At 69.5% G+C, this 18,439-nt stretch carries 16 protein-coding genes; 10 read left to right on the top strand and 6 right to left on the bottom strand.

What is annotated here, in order from left to right:
- The 3 genes from QWZ14_RS13330 to QWZ14_RS13340 form a co-directional block, all read left to right on the top strand.
- A partial coding sequence (locus QWZ14_RS13330; RefSeq protein ID WP_290317174.1) for an IS3 family transposase occupies positions 1-754 on the top strand: 754 nt, incomplete at its 5' end.
- A 217-nt stretch (positions 755-971) separates the two neighbouring features.
- A complete protein-coding gene (locus tag QWZ14_RS13335) occupies positions 972-3,344 on the top strand; it encodes a type IA DNA topoisomerase (protein WP_290317175.1) in 2,373 nt (790 codons plus the stop codon).
- Positions 3,345-3,383: 39 nt separating this feature from the next.
- Positions 3,384-3,818 carry a secondary thiamine-phosphate synthase enzyme YjbQ gene (locus QWZ14_RS13340; protein ID WP_290317176.1) on the top strand — a complete coding sequence of 145 codons (435 nt, stop codon included), beginning with the start codon at positions 3,384-3,386 and terminating at the stop codon, positions 3,816-3,818.
- A gap of 51 nt (positions 3,819-3,869) precedes the next feature.
- On the opposite strand, the gene QWZ14_RS13345 is transcribed toward QWZ14_RS13340, so the two are convergent.
- From QWZ14_RS13345 to QWZ14_RS31990, 6 genes are all read right to left on the bottom strand, one after another.
- Positions 3,870-4,361 (bottom strand): Csu type fimbrial protein, encoded by a 492-nt coding sequence (locus tag QWZ14_RS13345; protein ID WP_290317177.1) that lies wholly within the window; start codon positions 4,359-4,361, stop codon positions 3,870-3,872.
- Complete coding sequence (locus QWZ14_RS13350) at positions 4,343-6,802, bottom strand: fimbria/pilus outer membrane usher protein (RefSeq protein WP_290317179.1); 2,460 nt, start codon at positions 6,800-6,802, stop codon at positions 4,343-4,345. The genes QWZ14_RS13345 and QWZ14_RS13350 overlap by 19 nt, the downstream gene beginning before the upstream one ends.
- Positions 6,799-7,512, bottom strand: a complete 714-nt coding sequence (locus QWZ14_RS13355) for a fimbrial biogenesis chaperone (protein WP_290317180.1) — start codon at positions 7,510-7,512, stop codon at positions 6,799-6,801. Before QWZ14_RS13355 ends, QWZ14_RS13350 begins: the two co-directional genes overlap by 4 nt.
- A gap of 22 nt (positions 7,513-7,534) precedes the next feature.
- Positions 7,535-8,005: a Csu type fimbrial protein gene (locus QWZ14_RS13360; protein ID WP_290317181.1), complete on the bottom strand. Its 471-nt coding sequence runs from the start codon at positions 8,003-8,005 to the stop codon at positions 7,535-7,537.
- A 268-nt stretch (positions 8,006-8,273) separates the two neighbouring features.
- Positions 8,274-11,075 carry a Calx-beta domain-containing protein gene (locus tag QWZ14_RS13365; protein ID WP_290317183.1) on the bottom strand — a complete coding sequence of 934 codons (2,802 nt, stop codon included), beginning with the start codon at positions 11,073-11,075 and terminating at the stop codon, positions 8,274-8,276.
- Positions 11,076-11,435: 360 nt separating this feature from the next.
- Positions 11,436-11,855, bottom strand: a complete 420-nt coding sequence (locus QWZ14_RS31990) for a hypothetical protein (protein WP_353959305.1) — start codon at positions 11,853-11,855, stop codon at positions 11,436-11,438.
- A gap of 284 nt (positions 11,856-12,139) precedes the next feature.
- Here QWZ14_RS31990 and QWZ14_RS31995 point away from each other — a divergent pair, with 284 nt between their 5' ends.
- The 7 genes from QWZ14_RS31995 to QWZ14_RS13400 all read left to right on the top strand — a co-directional run.
- Entirely contained in the window at positions 12,140-12,313 is a 174-nt protein-coding gene (locus QWZ14_RS31995) for a universal stress protein (protein ID WP_353959306.1), read from the top strand.
- Between the two features lie 381 nt (positions 12,314-12,694).
- Positions 12,695-13,786: a methyl-accepting chemotaxis protein gene (locus QWZ14_RS13375; protein ID WP_290317185.1), complete on the top strand. Its 1,092-nt coding sequence runs from the start codon at positions 12,695-12,697 to the stop codon at positions 13,784-13,786.
- A gap of 123 nt (positions 13,787-13,909) precedes the next feature.
- Positions 13,910-14,212, top strand: a complete 303-nt coding sequence (locus tag QWZ14_RS13380) for an STAS domain-containing protein (protein ID WP_290317186.1) — start codon at positions 13,910-13,912, stop codon at positions 14,210-14,212.
- 1 nt (position 14,213) lies between these two features.
- On the top strand, positions 14,214-14,579 hold the full coding sequence (locus QWZ14_RS13385; RefSeq protein ID WP_290317187.1) for a response regulator: 366 nt from the start codon (positions 14,214-14,216) through the stop codon (positions 14,577-14,579).
- Between the two features lie 6 nt (positions 14,580-14,585).
- Positions 14,586-16,619, top strand: coding sequence for a chemotaxis protein CheA (locus QWZ14_RS13390; RefSeq protein ID WP_290317188.1), 2,034 nt, complete (start codon positions 14,586-14,588; stop codon positions 16,617-16,619).
- Between the two features lie 10 nt (positions 16,620-16,629).
- Positions 16,630-17,178 (top strand): chemotaxis protein CheW, encoded by a 549-nt coding sequence (locus tag QWZ14_RS13395; RefSeq protein ID WP_290317189.1) that lies wholly within the window; start codon positions 16,630-16,632, stop codon positions 17,176-17,178.
- Positions 17,179-17,197: 19 nt separating this feature from the next.
- The coding region (locus QWZ14_RS13400; protein WP_290317190.1) for a PAS domain-containing protein at positions 17,198-18,439 on the top strand (1,242 nt) is incomplete at its 3' end.

Here is an 18,439-nt window from a genome sequence, read left to right on the forward strand (position 1 = left end):
CAGAACGCGCGATTCCGCGCAACCTCAATGTGCTCTAGCACATGTCCGGTCGGCCTTCGCGCTGTCCAACGGCACGTACGGCAGCCCACGCATGACGCGCGAGTTGCGCGACGGCGGCCTGACCGTTGGCCGCCGCCGGACGGCGCGCCTGATGCGCGAGAATGGGCTCAGGGCGCGACAGAAGCGGCGGTTCAAACGGACAACCGACAGCCATCACACTTGGCCGGTGGCGCCGAACCTGCTCGATCATGATTTCACGACGGCAGGCCCGGCTGAAAAATGGGGGGCCGACATCTCCACCATCTGGACGAAGAAGGGCTGTCTGTATCTCACCGTGATCATCGATTTGTTCGCTCGCCGTGTGGTCGGCTGGTCGACCAGTGATAGGCTGCACCGCGACCTGACCTGGGCGGCGCTGCGGAAAGCGGTTGTCATGCGCCGCCCGGCAGCGGGGCTGATCCATCATTCGGACCGCGGATCGCAATATTGTTCCACGGACTACCAAGCCGAGCTTGAGGCCCTGGGCATCCTGATCTCCATGTCCGGGCGGGGAAACTGCTTCGCCAACGCCATGGTCGAGACATTCTTCAAGACGCTGAAATCCGAACTCGTCTGGCGCACCGCTTTCGAGACGCGCGCCGACGCCACGGCTGCCATCGGCCGCTACATCGATGGCTTCTACAACCCCATCCGGCGCCATTCCGCGCTCGACTTCACAAGCCCTGCACAGTTCGAGAAGATGGCCGTCTCCTGACCTAATGCCTCTCCACTAAAGCGGAGCAAGTCGAGTCCCCAACCGCAGAGGTTTTCTGAAAGGCGATGTCCGGGCCATCGTCGACGCAGAAGCGAGAAGCTCAGCCGGTGAGGTCATCCGCCATGGCCGGGCATCCGGCCACAGGCGAACGGCATCCTCACCGCATACCGATGGCGCTTTCCGTCTGGAACCTATAGGGAACAGGCGGAGCGTTCGCATGACCGACCAAGTCGTCATTACGGAGAAGACCAGCCAGGCGAAGGACGTCCGGGCGGCCGTCGGCGGTCGCTACGGGGCCATCCTGCCGGCCGAGGGCCACCTGTTCGACCTCGTCGAGCCTGAGGAGGTCTCGCCCGACTGGAAGCGCTGGACAGCGGCCCTGCTGCGGCCAGACGGTCTCTACGGCACCAAGCCGGCCATCGGCGGCAACAAAGCTTCGAAGCTCAAGGCGATCCGTGACGCGCTGCGGGGCGCGAAGCGCGTCTGGCTCGCCACCGACTGCGACCGCGAGGGCCAGCTGATCGGCCAGGAGATCCTTGAGCATTACGGCTACCGCGGCACGGTCATGCGCGTGATCTTCACCGCCCAGGACCCGCAGACCATCCGCGACGCCTTTGCCAAGGCCAGGCCCAATGCCGAGTTCGCCCGCCTCTACGCGGCCGCGGTCGCGCGGCGGCAGGCGGACCAGATCTACAACCTGTCCTTGACCCGCACGGCCACCGTGACCCTGGCCCGCGGGGCGCGGACCGTCATCGGCGTTGGCCGTGTGAAGACCCCGACCCTTGCCATCGTCTGCAAGCGCGAGCTGGAAATCCGCAGCTTCGTCCCGCAGGCCTATTTCGAGGTGGTCGCCACCGCCGAGGCCGGAGCCGGGCCATTGCGGATGCGGCACGCGCCGAAGGAGCGGATCCTCAGGCGCGAGGACGCCGAGGCGATCGCCGCGGCCGCCGAGGGCTTTGCCGGGCCGCTCGCCGTGCGGGTCGAGGACAAGCGCCAGGGGCCGCCCCGGCTGCATGATCTGCCGTCGTTGCAGAAGCTGTGCGGCTCGCGCTTCGGCTGGTCGGCGGCGCGCACGCTCGAGGTGGCGCAGGAACTCTATGACGGTCAGGGCAAGAAGGTCATCACCTACCCCCGCGCCGAGACCCGCTACCTGCCGGAAAGCCTGATCCCGGATGCGCCACGGATCGTCGCCGGGCTGCGTGTCGGGCGGGCCTTCAGCGAGGTTCCGGTGCCCGAGCCACCGGTCGTCCGCCGCGGCGCGAGCGGTCATTTCCACGACAAGGGCCTCGCCGGGGCCAGCCACCATGCCGTCATCCCCAACGTCAACACGGTGGATACGCTGCGCGAGGTCTGGCCGCGCCTTTCGGGCGACGAACGGCGGCTGTTCGATGTCATCGCCCGCTCCTATCTGGCGGCTGTCATGCCGGACTTCCGCTACCGGCAGACCACCGTCACCCTGGATGTGCAGGGCCACCTGTTCCGCGCCGCCGGCCGGCAGCCCATCGAGCTCGGCTGGCGCTCGGCATTTCCGGACTGGCAGCCGGCCGAGGAAAAGGGGGAGGAGGCGCAGCTGCTGCCCGTCCTGCGGCATGGCGAGACGGCCAGGCTGCACGACGCCACGGTCGAGGACAAGGAAACCCGACCGCCGCCACGCTACAACGAGGGCACGCTGATCGAGGCGATGCAGAATGCCTGGCGCTTCGTCGCGGACGAGGCGCTGCAGGAGCGACTGAGGGAGGCCAAGGGCATCGGCACGCCGGCGACCCGCGCCGAGATCATCCGCGGGCTGAAGACGCAGGAGTTCCTCGTCGCCGACGGCAAGCACATCGTGCCGACCGAGCGCGGCTTGGCGCTCTTCGCCGTGCTGGAGCGGGCCGATCCGGCGCTGGTCGACCCCGGCGTGACCGCGCAGCTGGAGCGCCTGCTGGACGACGTGCTGGTCGGGCAGCAGGAGATGGTCGGGGCGATCGACGCCGTCTGTGCCCAGGCCAGCCGCATCATCGGCCGCCTGCAGGAGGGCGCAGGCTCCGTCGATGCGGCGCTGCTGGGCGGTGCCGCCAGGGCGGCCGGCCCGGATCGGCCGCCGACGCCGGCGATGAAGCGCTTCGTGGATAGCCTCGCCCGTCAGAAGGGGCTCAAGCCGCCGCGGGGCTACACCACCTCGGGTGCCACCTGCCGCGCCTTCCTCGACCAGCACGCAGCCAGGAAAAACGGAGCCCAGGCGACGGCCGATGCCGGGGGTGGGCGACCACCGCCCGTCCGGGCGAAGAGGCGCCCGCCGGACCATCCTGCGGCCGATGCGCCGGCAGCGGAGGTCGGGTCGGACCGTGACGACAGGCCAGCCGCGCCGGGCCGGAAGGCGGCCGCCCGGCAGCCGAAAGCCGGCACCGGGAAACCTCGGGCGAAGCGACCCGGCAAGGTCGCACCAGCCGTGATGCCCCCGGATGCCCCCAGCGGCGACACGCCGCTCCGCATTCCTTTCGGCAACAAGGAGGCGGCGCTTCAGCTCGGCGCCCGCTATCGCGCCGGCGGCTGGTATGCGCCGGCGGGCATCGATCTTGCCAGCTTCCGCGAGCGCGGCTGGCTATGATGCGATACGCTGAGACCAGCTGGCCGGGGAGGGAATGGTGTGGAACAGCGCCTGCATCGCATCGAGATCACGACGCGCGGGCGCGGCCTGGTGGCCATCACCGATCGGGTTTGTGGCTGGGCGATGCGCCAGGGATTCGTCACGGGCCTGCTGACCATCTGGTGCCGGCATACCTCGGCATCGCTGCTGGTTCAGGAAAATGCGTCGCCGGACGTCCAGACCGACCTGGAAGCATTTTTCCGCCGCCTCGTGCCCGATGGCGGCGGCGGCCGATACCGGCACGAGGACGAGGGGCCTGACGACATGCCAGCCCATATCCGCGCCGCGCTGACACAGACCCAGCTCTCGATTCCGCTCGCCGAGGGCCAGCTTGTGCTCGGGACCTGGCAGGGGATCTATCTCTGGGAACACAGGACGAGCCCCCACCCGCGCGAACTCGTGCTGCACCTGCTCGGCGATCGCGAGAGGGATTGAAGTCCGACCATCGATCGGATCCGCCGGAGCTCTCCGCCCCAGGGGCGACAGTCAGTAGCTGACCACCACGACCACGGTGTCCGTATAGACCCCGGGACCGACCAGCTGGGCGGCCGGCACCCGGCCGTAGGCGGTGAACACCGTCGTTACCGGGAAGAGGATACCCAGCACGAATCCGTCGGACGGAAACGAGGTCCCCGCGGTGCCGTCGCCCCAAGGCTGCGTCAGCGCGATGTCACGATAGATCTGATAGCGCAGCGAGCCATTCGGCCCGCTCATTGCCCGGTTCGACACCTGATTGCTGCTGCCGGCGGTGAGCTGCACTGAGTAATTGACGAAGATCGACAGCAGGCCAGGGAAGCAGGTCACCGTCACGGTCGCCGTCGAGGTATTCGCCGCCCCGGCGAGAGGCTGGTAGGTGCCGAAGGCCAGGCCGGTGGCGCTGACGCTGCAGGACACGGCCTGCGCCGGCCGCGAGGTCAGCAGCAACGCCAGGAAGGCCGCCAGCGCGAGGCGCAGGCCCGTCATGGTACGGCGCGGCATGGTGAAGCCTGCAGCCGGGGCAGGGTGCCGCCATGCCGGGCATAGGCCACCTCGGCCTGGCACCGGCGGCCATTGGCCAGCCTGACCTCGATGCGGTTCCGGGCGCCCAGGCCGGTCAGGTAGGCCTCGCCGTCGAAGCCGACCGGTGTCGCCGCAGCTGCATCCGGGCGCAGCTGCCGAACGCTGCTGCCGGCCGGGATCGGGGTGCCGGCGGCATCGGTGAGGCGGACGATGGCGCCGTCGTTGCGCCGCACCGGGAAGCGCACGACGACGCCGGAGCGGTCCTGCGGCCGGACCAGCCGGGTGGTTTCGCCGACCTCGGCATCGATCGGCACGTCGGTTGCCGCGATGCCGATGCGGTTGCGGCCGAAGGACCGCAGATCGGGCACCAGGAGCCGGCCATCCGCACCCGTCCGGCCGACCGGCCGGTTCTCGTGCAGCACGCCGACCCCCGGCAGGCCGGTATCGACCACCGCGAAGCTGTTGCGCAGCGTATTGGCGGCGAAGACGCTCCCGCCCGCCAGTGCCAGGGCGCCCTGGGCGCTGGCGCGCAACGCGGTCTGCCGGCCGGCGTGGTCGATGCCGGCGGCGAGACGTCCCCAGGGTGTCCGGTACTCACCCGTCGCCAGCTCGCGTTCGAGATCGCCGTGCAGCAGCTGGAGCTGGCCCCCGAAGTCGCCGTTGGCGACCGCCGCATGGCTGGCCTGGAGGCCGCCGTAGCTTTGCCCTCGCCCCATGTCGAGGCTTGCGCCCGCCGTGCTGCGCGGTCCGAGTGCGACGCTGATGCCCGCGACGAGCCCCGCGCTGCCCCCGAAGTCCCGGTAGCCATTCACCCAGGCATAGGCACGGCTGTCGAAGAGGGGGCGGGAGAGGCTGGCGGAGAGCAGCGAGACCCGCGTCGCCGGCACGAGCGAGGGCAGGTCGAAGCTGCTGGGCGCCCCACGGTACTGCGGCGCGGCGATCCAGGCCGGATCGCGCCGCAGGCCGATATAGGCCAGTCCGAATGTGCCGAAGCGGCCGAGGGTCCAGCCCAGGCTGGCGCGCAGCCGAAGCCGTGGATACGGGTCGCCGAAGCTGGCGGCGGTGTCGCGGAACCCCGGCGTCGAGGCCTGCACCGCGACCGCGGCGCTGAGCGCCGGACCGATCCTCTCGACCGCGACCGAGACGAGGCCGCCGGTGCGCCCGCCGGCGGTGCTGCCCGCCACGCCGAGGGACAGGCCCCCCAGCCGCGGCACGGCGGTGGCCAGCCCGCCACCGGCCATCGCCAAGGGGCCAGCACGCCGCCGCCGCCGGGGGGCGCCGTGGCCGAGGCTCGTCTCGGCATGGCCCTCGACGGTCAGCCAGTCGGCCAGGCCGCGGCGGTAGGTGACGGCCCCGGTCGGCGCCCGGTAGTCGCCGCCGGCCAGTCCATAGTTCAGGCGGACCAGGCCGGCCTCGGCGGAGAAGCTGGAGAGGCCCGGCGCCAGCATGGCGGCGCTGGCATAGATCGGCAGGCTCCGCCGCACGTCCTGGCCGCTGGCGTCGCGCGTCACCACCGAGACCTCGCCGGCGCCGGTGACGACCGGCAGCTGGCGGATCTCGAAGGGGCCGGGCTGCACCTCCTGGCCCAGCAGCCGCACGCCGTTCACCAGCACGTCCACGGTCGAGGGCACCGCGACCGTGCCGGTGATGGTCGGCGTCGGGAAGGTGACGAGGTCGGGGCGGATGGCGAAATCGGTGCTGAACTGCACCCCGCCCAGGCGCACCGGCCGCGACCACGACAGGCCGCTGCTCACCAGGTCGCCGGCGCGGGCGCGCAGCATGCTGTCGGGCTCGGAAAAGACCCAGCTCGACTCGAGGCGGGTGAATGCCGCGGCACCGGCGTCGGCGCGGCCGAGGTAGCTGGTCGCGGCGACGCCGAAGGGGCTGAACATCCGGCCATCCAGCAGGGCCTGTGCCAGCACCCTGTCCGCCAGGCCATGTCCCGGGCCGCCCTGGCTGCCGGCCCCCGGCCTCCCCAGGCCGGAGCCGAGCAGCCCGGTGCCGATCAGGTCGTAGTTCAGCACGGCGCCCCAGGCGCTCTCGAGGGCCGGCCGGCCGGCCTCCAGGGCGCCGGCCGGCCCCAGCCGGCTCGGGCGCAGCAGGTGCGGCGGCACCGTGACGTGCAGCCGCTGCGCCCTCTCGTCGAGGCGCCAGGACAGGCCGGCCCAGCCGCCGAGCGGCACCTCATCGGCCGCACCGCCCGGCCCGGGCTGCAGCCCCAGGGTCTGCAGCTCGTCGCGGCGCGCGAAGAGCTGTCCGGCCCGCTCGTGGAACTCGGCGACGATGCCGGAGGGATGCGCGTTGATGAAGACATCCAGCAGCAGCGCCCGCTCGGTGCCGCGCGCCGGGCCGCCGCCCGCCAGCAGCACGACGGCGGTGAGGCAGCGAAGGAGCGCCGGGCCGGGCCGGCGCCTGGTCATTTGTCGTCGACCCGCACCGTCGCGGTGATCGGCCCGGCATCCGAGAGCGCGGCGAGGCGCAGCCGCATGCCAGGGCTGAGCGGCGCCTGGTGGTCCAGCCGCCAGATGCGCTCGGAGTGCGGCAGGACATAGGGCAGCTGCCCGGTGGCCCCGGCGACCCGCACGCCGCTGGCCGTGGTCAGCTGCGGATTGATGATGCGGACATGGCCACCACCCGAATTCAGCGCGCTGAGATAGGCGCCGCGCGCATCCTGGCCGACCCGCCAGGTGAGCACCGGCTGCTGGCCCGGCACGGTGGCGAAGACCGGCACCGACATCCGCAAGGCGATGCGCACCGCCCCGCCGGCCGTGGGGGCGGGCAACTCGTCGAGCAGCACGCGGAAGCTGCCTTCGGTGCCGGCGGGCGGCTGCCGTAGCACCAGGCGGAAGGTCTGGGTCTGGCCGGGGGAGATCCGGGTGATCGGCGGGCTGACCGCCAGCTGGTCGGTCGGCGCCAGCAGATCCTCGCCGCCGGCCTGGCTCCAGCGGAACGGGCGGGCCTGGACGGCGACTTCCGCGGCGGCCTTGTTGGTCACCATGAGGACGGCGGCCATCTGGCCTGGCTGGAATGCCAGGGATACCGGCTCGAGTTGCAGCCCCTGGCCTTGCGCCGGGGTGGACACGCCCATCAGCGCCAGGGCGCCGAGCAGTCCGCACGCAGGTTTTTGCATGCTCGCCTTCCATGAGGATTGGTCAGTAGGTGATCGTGACCGTCACCGTGTCGGTGTAGAGGCCGGGGGCGACAGCCTGGCCGGCGGGCACCTGGCCGTAGACGGTGATCGACTGGCTGGAGCCGGTGCCGGTGCTGCTGATGGTGTTCGTGCCGATGCTGGTGCCGATCACCGTGGTCGCCCCCGCATTGCTGTAGAGGCCGTAGGTGAGCGTATTGCCGCCGAAGGTCATCTGCCGGGCGGCGACCGTGGCGCCGCTGCCGAGCCCGGCATCGATGCCGAGGTTGAAGGTGGTACCGAGCGTGCAGGTGACCGAGACGGTGGTCGACGCCGACAGCAGCGCGCCGCTGTAGTTGCCGAAGGCCAGCGGCAGGGCGGAGACCGAGCAGAAGGACAGCACCGTGGCGCTCACCGCCATGGTGGTGGTGGTGGTGGCGGCATGGACGGCCGGAGCCGGCCCGAGGAGGATCCCGGCCACGACGGCATGCGACATGCGGACTCTTGGGCGAACGACCACGGGCACCTCCGACGTCAATATCGGCGATGGCGGTTAAGAAATCGTTCTGTCGCGCGATGATGGTGCGGCCGGGCGCGACGGTGTCGGCCTGGGAGTTGATGGGGAGGTTAACGGATCATGTGGATGGTGGACCGGCTGGCCCGATCCCGGGCAGGATCCGCCCATCGCCGCGCCGTTGTCCGAAACCCGGCAATAGCAGCTGCGCGGTCACATGCAGCCAGTGGCGGGACCTTCGATCAGGACGCTACAATCCCCCGCTCAGGGGGCTGACGTCGGCCAGGAGGGGACGCAGGGCGGCGATCTTGGCTTGATCGACCGTCGTCCAATCATCGCCGAGGATGCCGCCGGTATCGCCGGAGTTGGGGTTCCAGGACCACCACGCCCAACTGATCCCTTTGTCGCCGGCCGGGATGTCCGGACGGCCATCGGCGTTGAAGTCCCCATCCAGGTAGCGGATGATCCTGTCCAGCCAAGCGAGGTCCTTCGGGTCGGCCAGCTTGCTGCCGAACTCGCCTAGCAGCACCGGGGCAATGTCCTGGCGGTAGATGAAGCCCCAGTGCTGGTCGAAGACCTGCTCGAGGTTGCCGGGAAAGCCGGCCTCGGAGAACCAGGGCTGGCCGTAGATCGAATTCGGGTAGTCGTGCGGCGAATAGACCACGTGGTTCGCCACGTTGAGCGTGATGGGACGCGTCGCCACGCCTGACAGGTCGCCGCCCCACCAGTAGCCTTGCCCGGTGCCTTCCACGACGATCAGCCAATTGGCGTTGACCGACTGGATGGCGTTGCCGGCGCGGGTGGCCGCGGCCGCCCAGTCGTTGGCGCTGCCGTCACCCCAGGTCGCCGCACCATGCGGCTCATTGGCCAGGTCGGCGCCGATGACGGTGGCATTGCCGGCATAGTGGGTGGCCAGCATCTGCCAGTTCTCGATCCACTTCGCCTCACCGTAATTCTGATCGTACCAGAGGCCGCCGCCATTGGCGCCGTCGCCGGCGGAGCTGCGGTGGTGGTCGAGGATGATCTTCAGCCCGATCGTCCCGGCGTAGGCGACGATCTTGTCCATGAGGGCAAGTCCGCTGAGGCCACGCAGGTCGGGGTTCAGGGTGTAGTCGATGCCGCCCGGCGCGTTGCGGGAGGGATCGAGCAGCTGGTCGGAGAAAGGCAGGCGGATGGTGTTGAACCCCAGCGCCTTCATCTGGTCCATCATGGCGGTATAGCTGCGCGCGAACAGCCCGTGCGGCGCCGCGGTCGCGGTCTCGAAGCCGAACCAGTTCACGCCGGCGATCTCGACCGGATGGCCGGAGGCATCGACGATCTGGTTGCCTTCGGTATGGAAGAAGCCGGCGGTGGCCGGCGGTGGCTGGCCGGTGACGGCATCGTTATCGAGGATGGTGCCGACGGCGGCGCCATCGGCGATGGTTGCGCCGGATGCGGCCGACAGCGTGACGCCGTAGGTTTCCGTCGCTTCCTGGACGGTGTCGCCCAGGACCGCAACCGTCAGGACTTTGCTCACCTCTCCCGGGTTGAAGGTGATGGTGCCGGTGGCAGCCACGAAATCCGCCCCGGCGACGGCACTGCCGGAGGCGGTTGCGAAGCCGACGGTGACGGCGGTGGTGGCGGCATGCGAGAGGGATACCGTGAAGCTCTCGCTGGCACTGCCGGCATTGCCTTCGGTCACGGTCGCATCGGCAATGGAGAGTGCCGGCAAGGCGCCCCCCGTGCCGCCTGCCGCGGCCAGGACCAGCTGACTGACGTCGTGTCCGCTCGAGGTGCTCGCCTGGAAGCCGAAGGACACCGTACCCGAGGGGGCGACCGCGCCGTTCCAGGCAGCGTTGCGGATGACGTAATGGGTGCCGACATGCGAGACGATCTCGGCATTCCACAAGTTGGTGATGCTGAAGCCGGCATCGAAGGCGACCGTCCAGCCGTCGAGCCTTGAGGCGCTGGCGGCGACCCGCACCTCTGCGGTGAAGCCATTGCCCCAATCGCTCGCAACGGCATAGCTGACCGCCCCGGTGGCGGGCGGCGTGGGCGGCGGCGGCGCATCGTTGTCCCTGATCGTCGCGGTGCCCGTGCCCCGGCCGATGGAGGCTCCGGCGGCATCCGACAGGACAAGGGCGAATGCCTCATCCCCTTCGACGGCTTGGTCGTCCTGCACCGCCACGGCGATGGTCTTGCTGGTCTCGCCTGCTGCGAAGGCGATTGTCCCGGAGGCCGCGACGTAATCCGCGCCCGCGATCGCCGTGCCGTCGCGTGTGGCGTAGCGCAGGGACACCGGGCCATCGGCCGGCCGCGTAAGGCTCACGGTGAAGATCGCCTGCACCGAGCCACGCGCATCTTCGGTGACGGCGGCGTCCGTCACCGTCGCCGCGGGCGGCGTGACGATCGCGGCATCGTCGTTGACGATGGTTGCCGTGGCGCCGGTGCCGACAAGGGTGGCGCCGACCGCGCCGGACAGGACAAGGCTGAAGGTCTCGTTCGCCTCGACCGCGGCATCGCCCTTCACCACAACCGTCACTGTCTTGTTGGTTTCCCCGGGGGCAAAGATCAGGGTGCCACTCCGGGCCTCGAAGTCCGTGCCGGCGGCGGCAGAGCCGGGAGCGGTCGCATAGGCAAGGCTGACGGCGGTCGTCGAAGGTGCGGAGAGCCTGACCGTGAAGGTCGCTGCGCCCTGGCCGGCATTCCCTTCCGCCACCGCGATGTCGGCGACGCTGATGCTGGGCAGCACAGGCGATGGCGGCGGTACGGGAGCTGTCGACAGGGGCTGGCCGTTCACGAGGTATCCCGTGGGTGCATCGCCCAGCCCAGCAATGAATCCGAAAGAAACCGTGCCTCCTTTGGCCACCGCGGCGTTCCAGTCGGCATTGGCGATGACGTAGTGATTGCCAATATGGGATATGATCCTGGCATTCCAGATCTGGCTGATCGGATAGCTTGCATCGAATTCGATGGTCCAGCCATTCAGCGCTTCTTCAGCAGACAGTGTGATTTCAGCTTGTAGTCCGCTATTCCAGCTGTTTGTTTTTGAATAGCTGACTTTGCTTGTCATGTTGTCCCCGCCACCAGAACTGAATACCGCCTTCTTTTTTGATATCGAATAAAAAACGTAATCGCAACAGAGTTTTCCATGAAAAGAACGGGCTTAAGGACTATTTCTGCGGTGCTATCAAACCGAAGCATGAAATCCATAAGATGTAGCCCCTCTGCCGATTGAATGGCGCCCGCATCAAGGAGCACTTCCCCTCCGCCGATGAGGTGCCTGGCCCGGCTGCCGCGACGCGATCGGGCATTGACGGGGTGGGGGCGATCTGACGTGCCGGCGCGCCCCGGGAGGCAATGCCGCCCTCGTACCTGCGCCGCCGGCACGGCCCTCGATTGAGGTGGATCAAGGCGCATCCCCGCCAGGCCCCTAAGCTTTTGCCATCCCGGCGACTGCAGCGAGGAGGCGAGGATGACGATGGCCTACAAGGCACTCATGGTGGAGGCCGGGCCGGGCGCCGGAACCGAAGCGCGGGTCCGGCTGGCCGCCAAACTTGCCGGAGAGTGCGGCGCCCAGCTGATCGGGCTGGCGGCCTGCGCGGTGCGCCCGCCCTTCATGCCGCCCTTCGGCGAAAGCGTCATGGTCGCGGACATCATCGAGGACGACATGCGGCGCGTCCGCGCCATGCTGGAGGCCGCTGGCGACCGGTTCCGGGCGATTGCCGGCGCGGCTGCGGAATGGCGCGCCTTCCTCGAATACCCCGGCGATGCGCTGGCACGGGAGGCGCGGGCCGCGGAGCTGGTCATCATCGGCCGCGACGCCGAGGCCCGGCCGGCCGGTGTCCGCCAAACGGCCGCACCGGGCGACGTGCTGATGCGGGCGGGACGTCCTGTGCTGGTGGTGCCGCCGGGCGTCACCGGGCTCGCGGGCCGCCGCGTCTTGGTGGCCTGGAACGAGAGCCGGGAGGCCCGGCGCGCGGTGATCGATGCCCTGCCGCTGCTGGCCCGGGCGGAGCGCGTGCAGGTCCTCGAGATCTGTGAGCCGGGGGAGGGGGCCGCATTGGGGAGCGGCACGTGCAGGACGTCGCGCAGCTGCTCCTGCGGCATGGCGCCAGGGCCTCGGGCGAGGCGGTGGTGCGGGGCGGACGCAGCGCCACGGCAGAGTTGCTCCGCGCGGCGGAGCGGCTGGACGCCGATCTCCTCGTCGCCGGCGGCTATGGCCATACGCGCCTGAGCGAGTGGGTCTTCGGCGGCGTGACCCGCGATCTGCTGACGGCCTGCCCGATATGCTGCCTGCTGAGCCACTGACCTGGGCCTCGCGGGACCGCGCTCGCGACGGCCACCGGACCAGGGTTGCTCCCATGAGCTTGGCAGAGGTCACGCAGCCGTAGCCCAAAGCCTTGAGCCCCGGCAGCGAACTGGTTCCGCTGCCCGAAGTGTGGCCAGTGCCGTCGCTGCGGCCCGCCCCCTTCACTTGCCGGTGCCGAGCGCTGCTCGGCCTGATGCTGCCGCTGCATCGAGGCGCGCATCGTGCTGGAAGCGCTGCCGGACTCCGTCACCCCCGCCACGGTCAGCGTCGTCTCGCCGCGGGCGCAGTTCACCCCAAAGCACCGGACGCCATCGCCATTAAGGGATTTTTGAAGGAGGCCGGGTGAAGAAGGCGCCCAGCCTGAGGAGGTCTCCTTTATCGTGTCGCTGCCCGCCGTCGACCTCCCCCAGTCCGTGCCGGCTCATCCGACCTCTGACGCCCTGGCTGGTTCCGTGCTCGACCTGCTCGGCCGCTGGCTGGAACTGAGCGAGATTGAACGCCGGTCCTTCATCGCCATGACGGAGGAACTCACCGCCTCAGCCGGGCTGATCGAACAGAGCACGATCGACCTCAGCGCCCGCTTCCGCGACCTCGCCACTGCTGCCGATGCGCAGACCGACCGCGTGCAGCGCGTGGCCGGCCTCGCCAAGTCCATCGAGGTGGGGGGGGATTGGATTCCGATGGCCGAAGCCACGGGCTTCGTCCGTGCCGCGCTGGTGCAGGGCATCGATGCCCTGGCCGCGGTCGCCGAACAGGCGGGCCAGATGGTCGCCGTGCTCGACGGGGTAGGCGCCGAGGTCGCGGGTGCCGAGGAATGCGTGGTGCGGATCGACACGATCAACAAGCAGGCCCGCTTCGTCGCCCTCAACGCCGCCATCGAGGCGCAGCGGGCGGAGGGCGCCGGCGGCACCTTCAAGGTCATCGCCAACGAGCTGAAGGAGCTGGCGATGGAAACCGACCGGACCTCGCGCCTGGTGCGCCAGCGCATCAATGCGGTCGGCCGCGGCCTTCGGGGGGCGCATGCCCAGTTGCAGGGCATCGCCGGCACCGACCGCTCGGCCCAGGCCTCCACCCGTGCCCGGCTGGAGGCGGTCATGGCCGGCATGGCGGCGCAGAACAACCAGCTCGCCACCGTGCTGGCCGAGGCGCTGACGGCCTCGGGCGAGATGGCCGGCACGGTCGCGCGCCTGGTCACCGGCGCGCAATTCCAGGACCGGACGACCCAGCACCTGACCCACGTGAGCCAGGCGATCGAGGCGCTGGGAGAGGCGACCGAAGCGCTGCAATGCGAGACCCGCGATGCGGTCCCGGCGCTGGCCAACAAGACGGGCGTCGATGTCGAGATGCTGCAGCGCATGCTGTCGCGGCAATCGCTGAGCAGCGTGCGGCAGCGCTTCCTGGCCCGGCTGCTCGATGACCGGGCGACGGTGCAGGAGGACGACAGCGCGGCGGGCGATGTCGAGCTTTTCTAGATTTTTCCCAGGATGTTGCAATCCGCCATCCGCCTTAGCGCTTTGCTAAGGCGTCGCCGGCCATAGTCAATGCACCCGCGCATCCCGCCGGGTGATCCATCCGCTGAGGTGAGGGCGAGGCGAATGACCGCCAGCGAAGCAGCCGCGCAAGACCGCATCGCCTACCTGATACTGCCACCATCGCTCGACCTGACCGAGGCCGAAGGCCTGTGCCAGGCCCTCCGCGACCGTCTGCATGAGGGTGCCCTGCTGCTCGATGCCAGCATGGTCGAGCGGATATCGACACCCTGCCTCCAGGTCCTGGCGGCTGCGGCCGCCAGCGCCATGCGGCGTGGCGCGGAGTTCCACCTGCGTCACGCTTCCACCGCTTTCTCCGCGGCGATCGCCGATCTCGGCCTGACCGCGGCTATCCCGTTCGAGGACTGACATGGCCAAGCGCGTAATGACCGTGGATGACAGCCGCACGATGCGGGAGATGGTGACCTTCACCCTCCGCAAGGCGGGCTTCGACGTGAGCGAGGCGGAAGACGGGCAGCAGGCGCTCGACGTCCTGAAGACGGCGCCGGTGGATGTCCTCATCACCGACCTGAACATGCCGCGGATGGACGGCGTCACGCTGATCCGGGCGCTGCGGGGGGATCCGAAATGGCGGTCCGTGCCCATCCTGATGCTGACCACCGAATCCGATGCGAACAAGAAGGCCGAGGGCAAGAGCGCCGGCGCGACCGGATGGCTGGTGAAGCCCTTCGATCCGCAGAAGCTGATCGACGTCGTCAAGCGCGTGGCCGGCTGACCCGCGATGAGCTTCGACCATCTGCGTGCGACCTACTTCGAGGAATGCGCCGAGCTGCTGGAAAGCGCCTATGCCCAGCTCGCGGCGCTGGCGCAGGGACGCGAGGATGCCGATACGGTGCATGCGCTGTTCCGCGCCATCCACTCCATCAAGGGCGGCGGCGGCGCCTTCGGCTTCGGCCGGCTGGTCGGCCTGGCCCATGCCATGGAGACGCTGCTCGACCTGTTGCGTGACGGCACCATCGCCTTCACGCCCGAACTGGTCACGCTGATGCTGCGCGGCACCGATGCCCTGGCCGATCTGCTGGCGGCGGAACGCGACGGCGCCGCTGCACCGCCCGGCCTCGAGGCCGAGCTGACCGAGGCCTTCCTAGCTGCAGCTGCCGGCACCGGCGCGCCGGCGAGCCCCGCGGCGGCACCCCCGGCTGCCGCAGCGGCTTGCGACACCGGCTGGCGGCTACGGTTCCGGCCTCATCCGGCCATGTTCCGAAACGCCAACGAGCCACTCCTGCTGGTGCGGGAGCTGCGCCGCCTGGGGCCGGTGACCGTGGCCGCCGATGCGAGCCGCCTGCCGCCCCTGGAGCGGCTGGAGGCCGAGGATGCCTACATCGCCTGGACCTTCGAGCTGACCGAACCGGCACCGCGCGACAAGGTCGAAGAAGTCTTCGAATTCGTCATCGACGACTGCGAACTGGAGATCGAGCCGTTGGCCGCCGAGTCTCCGGTCGACCTGGTGCCGGCCTCGCCGAGCGACATCGTCGCGCCCTCCGGAGAACGCCCCCCGCCGACGCGGCCCCCGGCCGAGGCGGCGAGCCCCGTCCGGGCCGAGGCCGCGGCCCCCTCCGTGCGCGTCGATGTCTCGAAGATCGACCGCCTGGTCAATCTGGTGGGCGAGCTGGTGATCAATCAGGCCATGCTGCTGCAACACGCCAGCATCCTCCCGGCCGATCTCTGTCCCGGCCTGATCAACGGGCTGGAGACCCTGGCGCAGCACTCCCGCGAACTGCAGGAGGGGGTGATGGCCATCCGCACCCAGCCCGTGAAATCGGTCTTCGCCCGCATGCCCCGGCTGGTGCGCGAGCTCTCGGCCCAGCTCGGCAAGGACGTCCGCCTGGTCATCACCGGTGAAGCGACGGAGATCGACAAAACCGTCGTCGAGCAGCTGGCCGACCCGCTGACCCATCTGCTGCGCAATGCACTGGACCACGGGATCGAGACGCCCGATGCCCGCGAGGCTGCGGGCAAGCCGCGCCAGGGCACGGTGCACCTGGGCGCCGAGCAGCGCAGCGGCCGCATCGTCATCGAGCTGAGTGACGACGGCCGGGGCATCGACCGCGCCCGGGTGCTGGCACGGGCACGCGAACGCGGTCTGGTCGCGGCCGATGCGGCCTTGAGCGAGGCGGAAATCGACGAGCTGATCTTCCTGCCCAGCTTCTCCACCGCCGCCACCGTCTCCGCCGTTTCCGGCCGGGGCGTCGGGATGGATGTGGTTCGCCGCAACATCCAGGCTTTGGGCGGGCGCATCACTCTCGAATCCCGCTTCGGCCAGGGTTCGCGCTTCGTGCTGTCGCTGCCGCTGACCTTGGCGGTGCTGGACGGGCTAGTCGTGGCGGTGGGAAGCGAGGCCTATATCGTGCCCATCTCGGCCATCGTGGAAAGCCTGCGGCCCCACGTCGAGGACATCCATGCCGTGCCCGGCCGGGGCAATGTCCTGGCCCTGCGTGGCGCCTACATCCCGTTGCTGCCGCTGCATGCGCGCTTCGGCGTCCCCGGTGCGGTTACCGATCCCTCCTGCGGTATCGTGGTCATCGTCGAGACCGACCACGCCGGCCGCCTGGGCCTGATGGTGGACGAACTGGTCGGCCAGCAGCAGGTCGTCGTCAAGAGTATCGAGGCCAACTACGGCCAAATCGGCGGTGTCGGCGGCGCCACCATCCTGGGCGACGGGCGCGTTGCCCTGATCCTCGACATACCAGGCCTCGGTGCCGGTGTGCCGCCCACGACCACCCGCACCATCCAGCCGCAACCGGCGCTGCAATAGGGACCCTAGCATGCACAACGCCTCGCCGCGGGCCTCGGCGCCCGTCGCCTTCGCTGCTCCCCCGGGTGCCGGGCCGGATCCGGTGACCATCACCGCCGGCCAGTTCATCACCTGCACGCTGGATGCGGCCGAGTACGGCATCGACATCATGGCCGTGCGTGAGATCAGGGGCTGGGCCGCGACCACGGCCATCCCGCACGCGCCGCCCTGGATCCGCGGGGTGATCAACCTGCGCGGCATCATCGTGCCGATCCTCGACCTGCGGGCGCGCTTCGGCATGCCGCTCACGGTGCCGACGCAGATGCATGTGGTGGTCATCATCCAGACCGGTACCCGCACCGCCGGCCTGCTGGTCGATGCCGTCTCAGACATCGTCTCGGTCGCGCCGGAGGAGATCCGCCCGGTGCCCGAGATCGGCGCCTCGGTACCCGAGAGGTTGCTGTGTGGCCTGGTGCCGCTGGAGCGTGGGATGGTTGCGCTGGTCTCGCTCGAAAGCCTGCTGACCTTCGACGAGGAAGCGCTGGCCGCCTCAGCCGACGCATCCGCCCTGCATTCCTGACCCGCTCCGGAGCACGTTCATGTTCGTCAGCCACACCTCGCCGGCCCAGCTGCCCGTCAGCTTTTTCGACCGCCGCGGCGCGCGTGACCGTCGCGCCGCCGTGCGTGACATGGAGGCGCGCCTCGCAGCGCTGGAGCAGGTGCTGCCGATGCTGGAGTTGGCGGCGGATGGCACGGTGCTGGATGCGAACCCGCCCCTTGCGGCGCTGCTCGCCACCGCACCCGAAACCCTGCGAGGCCAGAAGCTCGGGGCGCTGCTGATCGCGGCCGAGGTGACGGGCACGGCCCTGGTGCGCCTGCTCGAGCATGTCGGGCGTGGCGTGCCGGTTACGGTGGACCTGCGGTTGGCCCATGGCGCCGCCGGGATGGTGACCTTGCGCCTCACCGCCTCTCCTTTGCCCGGGGAAAACGGTGCACCGCATCGCGCCGTGGTGCTGGCGGCCGATGTCAGCGACGCCATCGTGGTGTTGCATGCGCAGCAGGCGCTGGAAAGCACGTCCGCCGCGGTGATGATGGTGAACCGTGACTTCAAGGTCACTTATGTCAATCGCACGACACAGGAATTGCTCAAGCGCAATGCCGACAACTTCCGGAAGATCTGGCCAAATTTCGACCCGGCGCGGATCGTGGGCATGTGCATCGACACCTTCCACCGCGACCCCTCGCACCAGCGGCGCATGCTGGCCGATGAATCGCGGCTGCCCTTCCGCACCGACATCACGGTGGGCGAGCTTAAATTCGCCCTGAACGTCCAGGCCAGCCATGATGCCGCGGGCCAGTACGACGGCAACATCCTGGAATGGATGGACGTGACCGAGCTTCGCTCGCAGCAGGGCCAGCTCGCCGCGATCGATCGTTCCCAGGCCGTGATCGAATTCACTCTCGATGGGCGGGTGCTGCATGCCAATGCCAACTTCCTGGCCGCGTTAGGCTACACGCTGGAGGAGGTGCAGGGCCAGCACCACGGCATGTTCGTCGATCCGGCCTATCGCCAGTCAGCCGATTATCGCGCCTTCTGGGACAAGCTTGGGCGCGGTGAATATGACGCGGCCCAGTACAGGCGACTGGGCAAGGGCGGCCGCGAGATATGGATCCAGGCCAGCTATAACCCGGTCTTGGACCAGAATGGCCGCCCCTTCCGGGTAGTGAAATATGCCACCGACATCACCGAACAGGTCCGCGCCGCGGAGGCGCTCAAGGCCGCGGTCTCGCAAACCAAGGATATCGTTGCGGCGGCGCAGGGCAATGATCTCAGCCGGCGG

Source organism: Paeniroseomonas aquatica (genome assembly GCF_030409335.1).
Taxonomy (GTDB): Bacteria; Pseudomonadota; Alphaproteobacteria; order Acetobacterales; family Acetobacteraceae; genus Belnapia; species Belnapia aquatica.

What these genes read in the sequence shown, in the direction of transcription:
- QWZ14_RS13335 (WP_290317175.1), top strand. Translation starts at nt 972, where the DNA reads ATGACCGACCAAGTCGTCATTACGGAGAAGACCAGCCAGGCGAAGGAC.
- QWZ14_RS13345 (WP_290317177.1), bottom strand. Translation starts at nt 4,361, where the DNA reads ATGCCGCGCCGTACCATGACGGGCCTGCGCCTCGCGCTGGCGGCCTTC.
- QWZ14_RS13350 (WP_290317179.1), bottom strand. Translation starts at nt 6,802, where the DNA reads ATGACCAGGCGCCGGCCCGGCCCGGCGCTCCTTCGCTGCCTCACCGCC.
- QWZ14_RS13355 (WP_290317180.1), bottom strand. Translation starts at nt 7,512, where the DNA reads ATGCAAAAACCTGCGTGCGGACTGCTCGGCGCCCTGGCGCTGATGGGC.
- QWZ14_RS13360 (WP_290317181.1), bottom strand. Translation starts at nt 8,005, where the DNA reads ATGTCGCATGCCGTCGTGGCCGGGATCCTCCTCGGGCCGGCTCCGGCC.
- QWZ14_RS13365 (WP_290317183.1), bottom strand. Translation starts at nt 11,075, where the DNA reads ATGACAAGCAAAGTCAGCTATTCAAAAACAAACAGCTGGAATAGCGGA.
- QWZ14_RS13380 (WP_290317186.1), top strand. Translation starts at nt 13,910, where the DNA reads ATGACCGCCAGCGAAGCAGCCGCGCAAGACCGCATCGCCTACCTGATA.
- QWZ14_RS13385 (WP_290317187.1), top strand. Translation starts at nt 14,214, where the DNA reads ATGGCCAAGCGCGTAATGACCGTGGATGACAGCCGCACGATGCGGGAG.
- QWZ14_RS13390 (WP_290317188.1), top strand. Translation starts at nt 14,586, where the DNA reads ATGAGCTTCGACCATCTGCGTGCGACCTACTTCGAGGAATGCGCCGAG.
- QWZ14_RS13395 (WP_290317189.1), top strand. Translation starts at nt 16,630, where the DNA reads ATGCACAACGCCTCGCCGCGGGCCTCGGCGCCCGTCGCCTTCGCTGCT.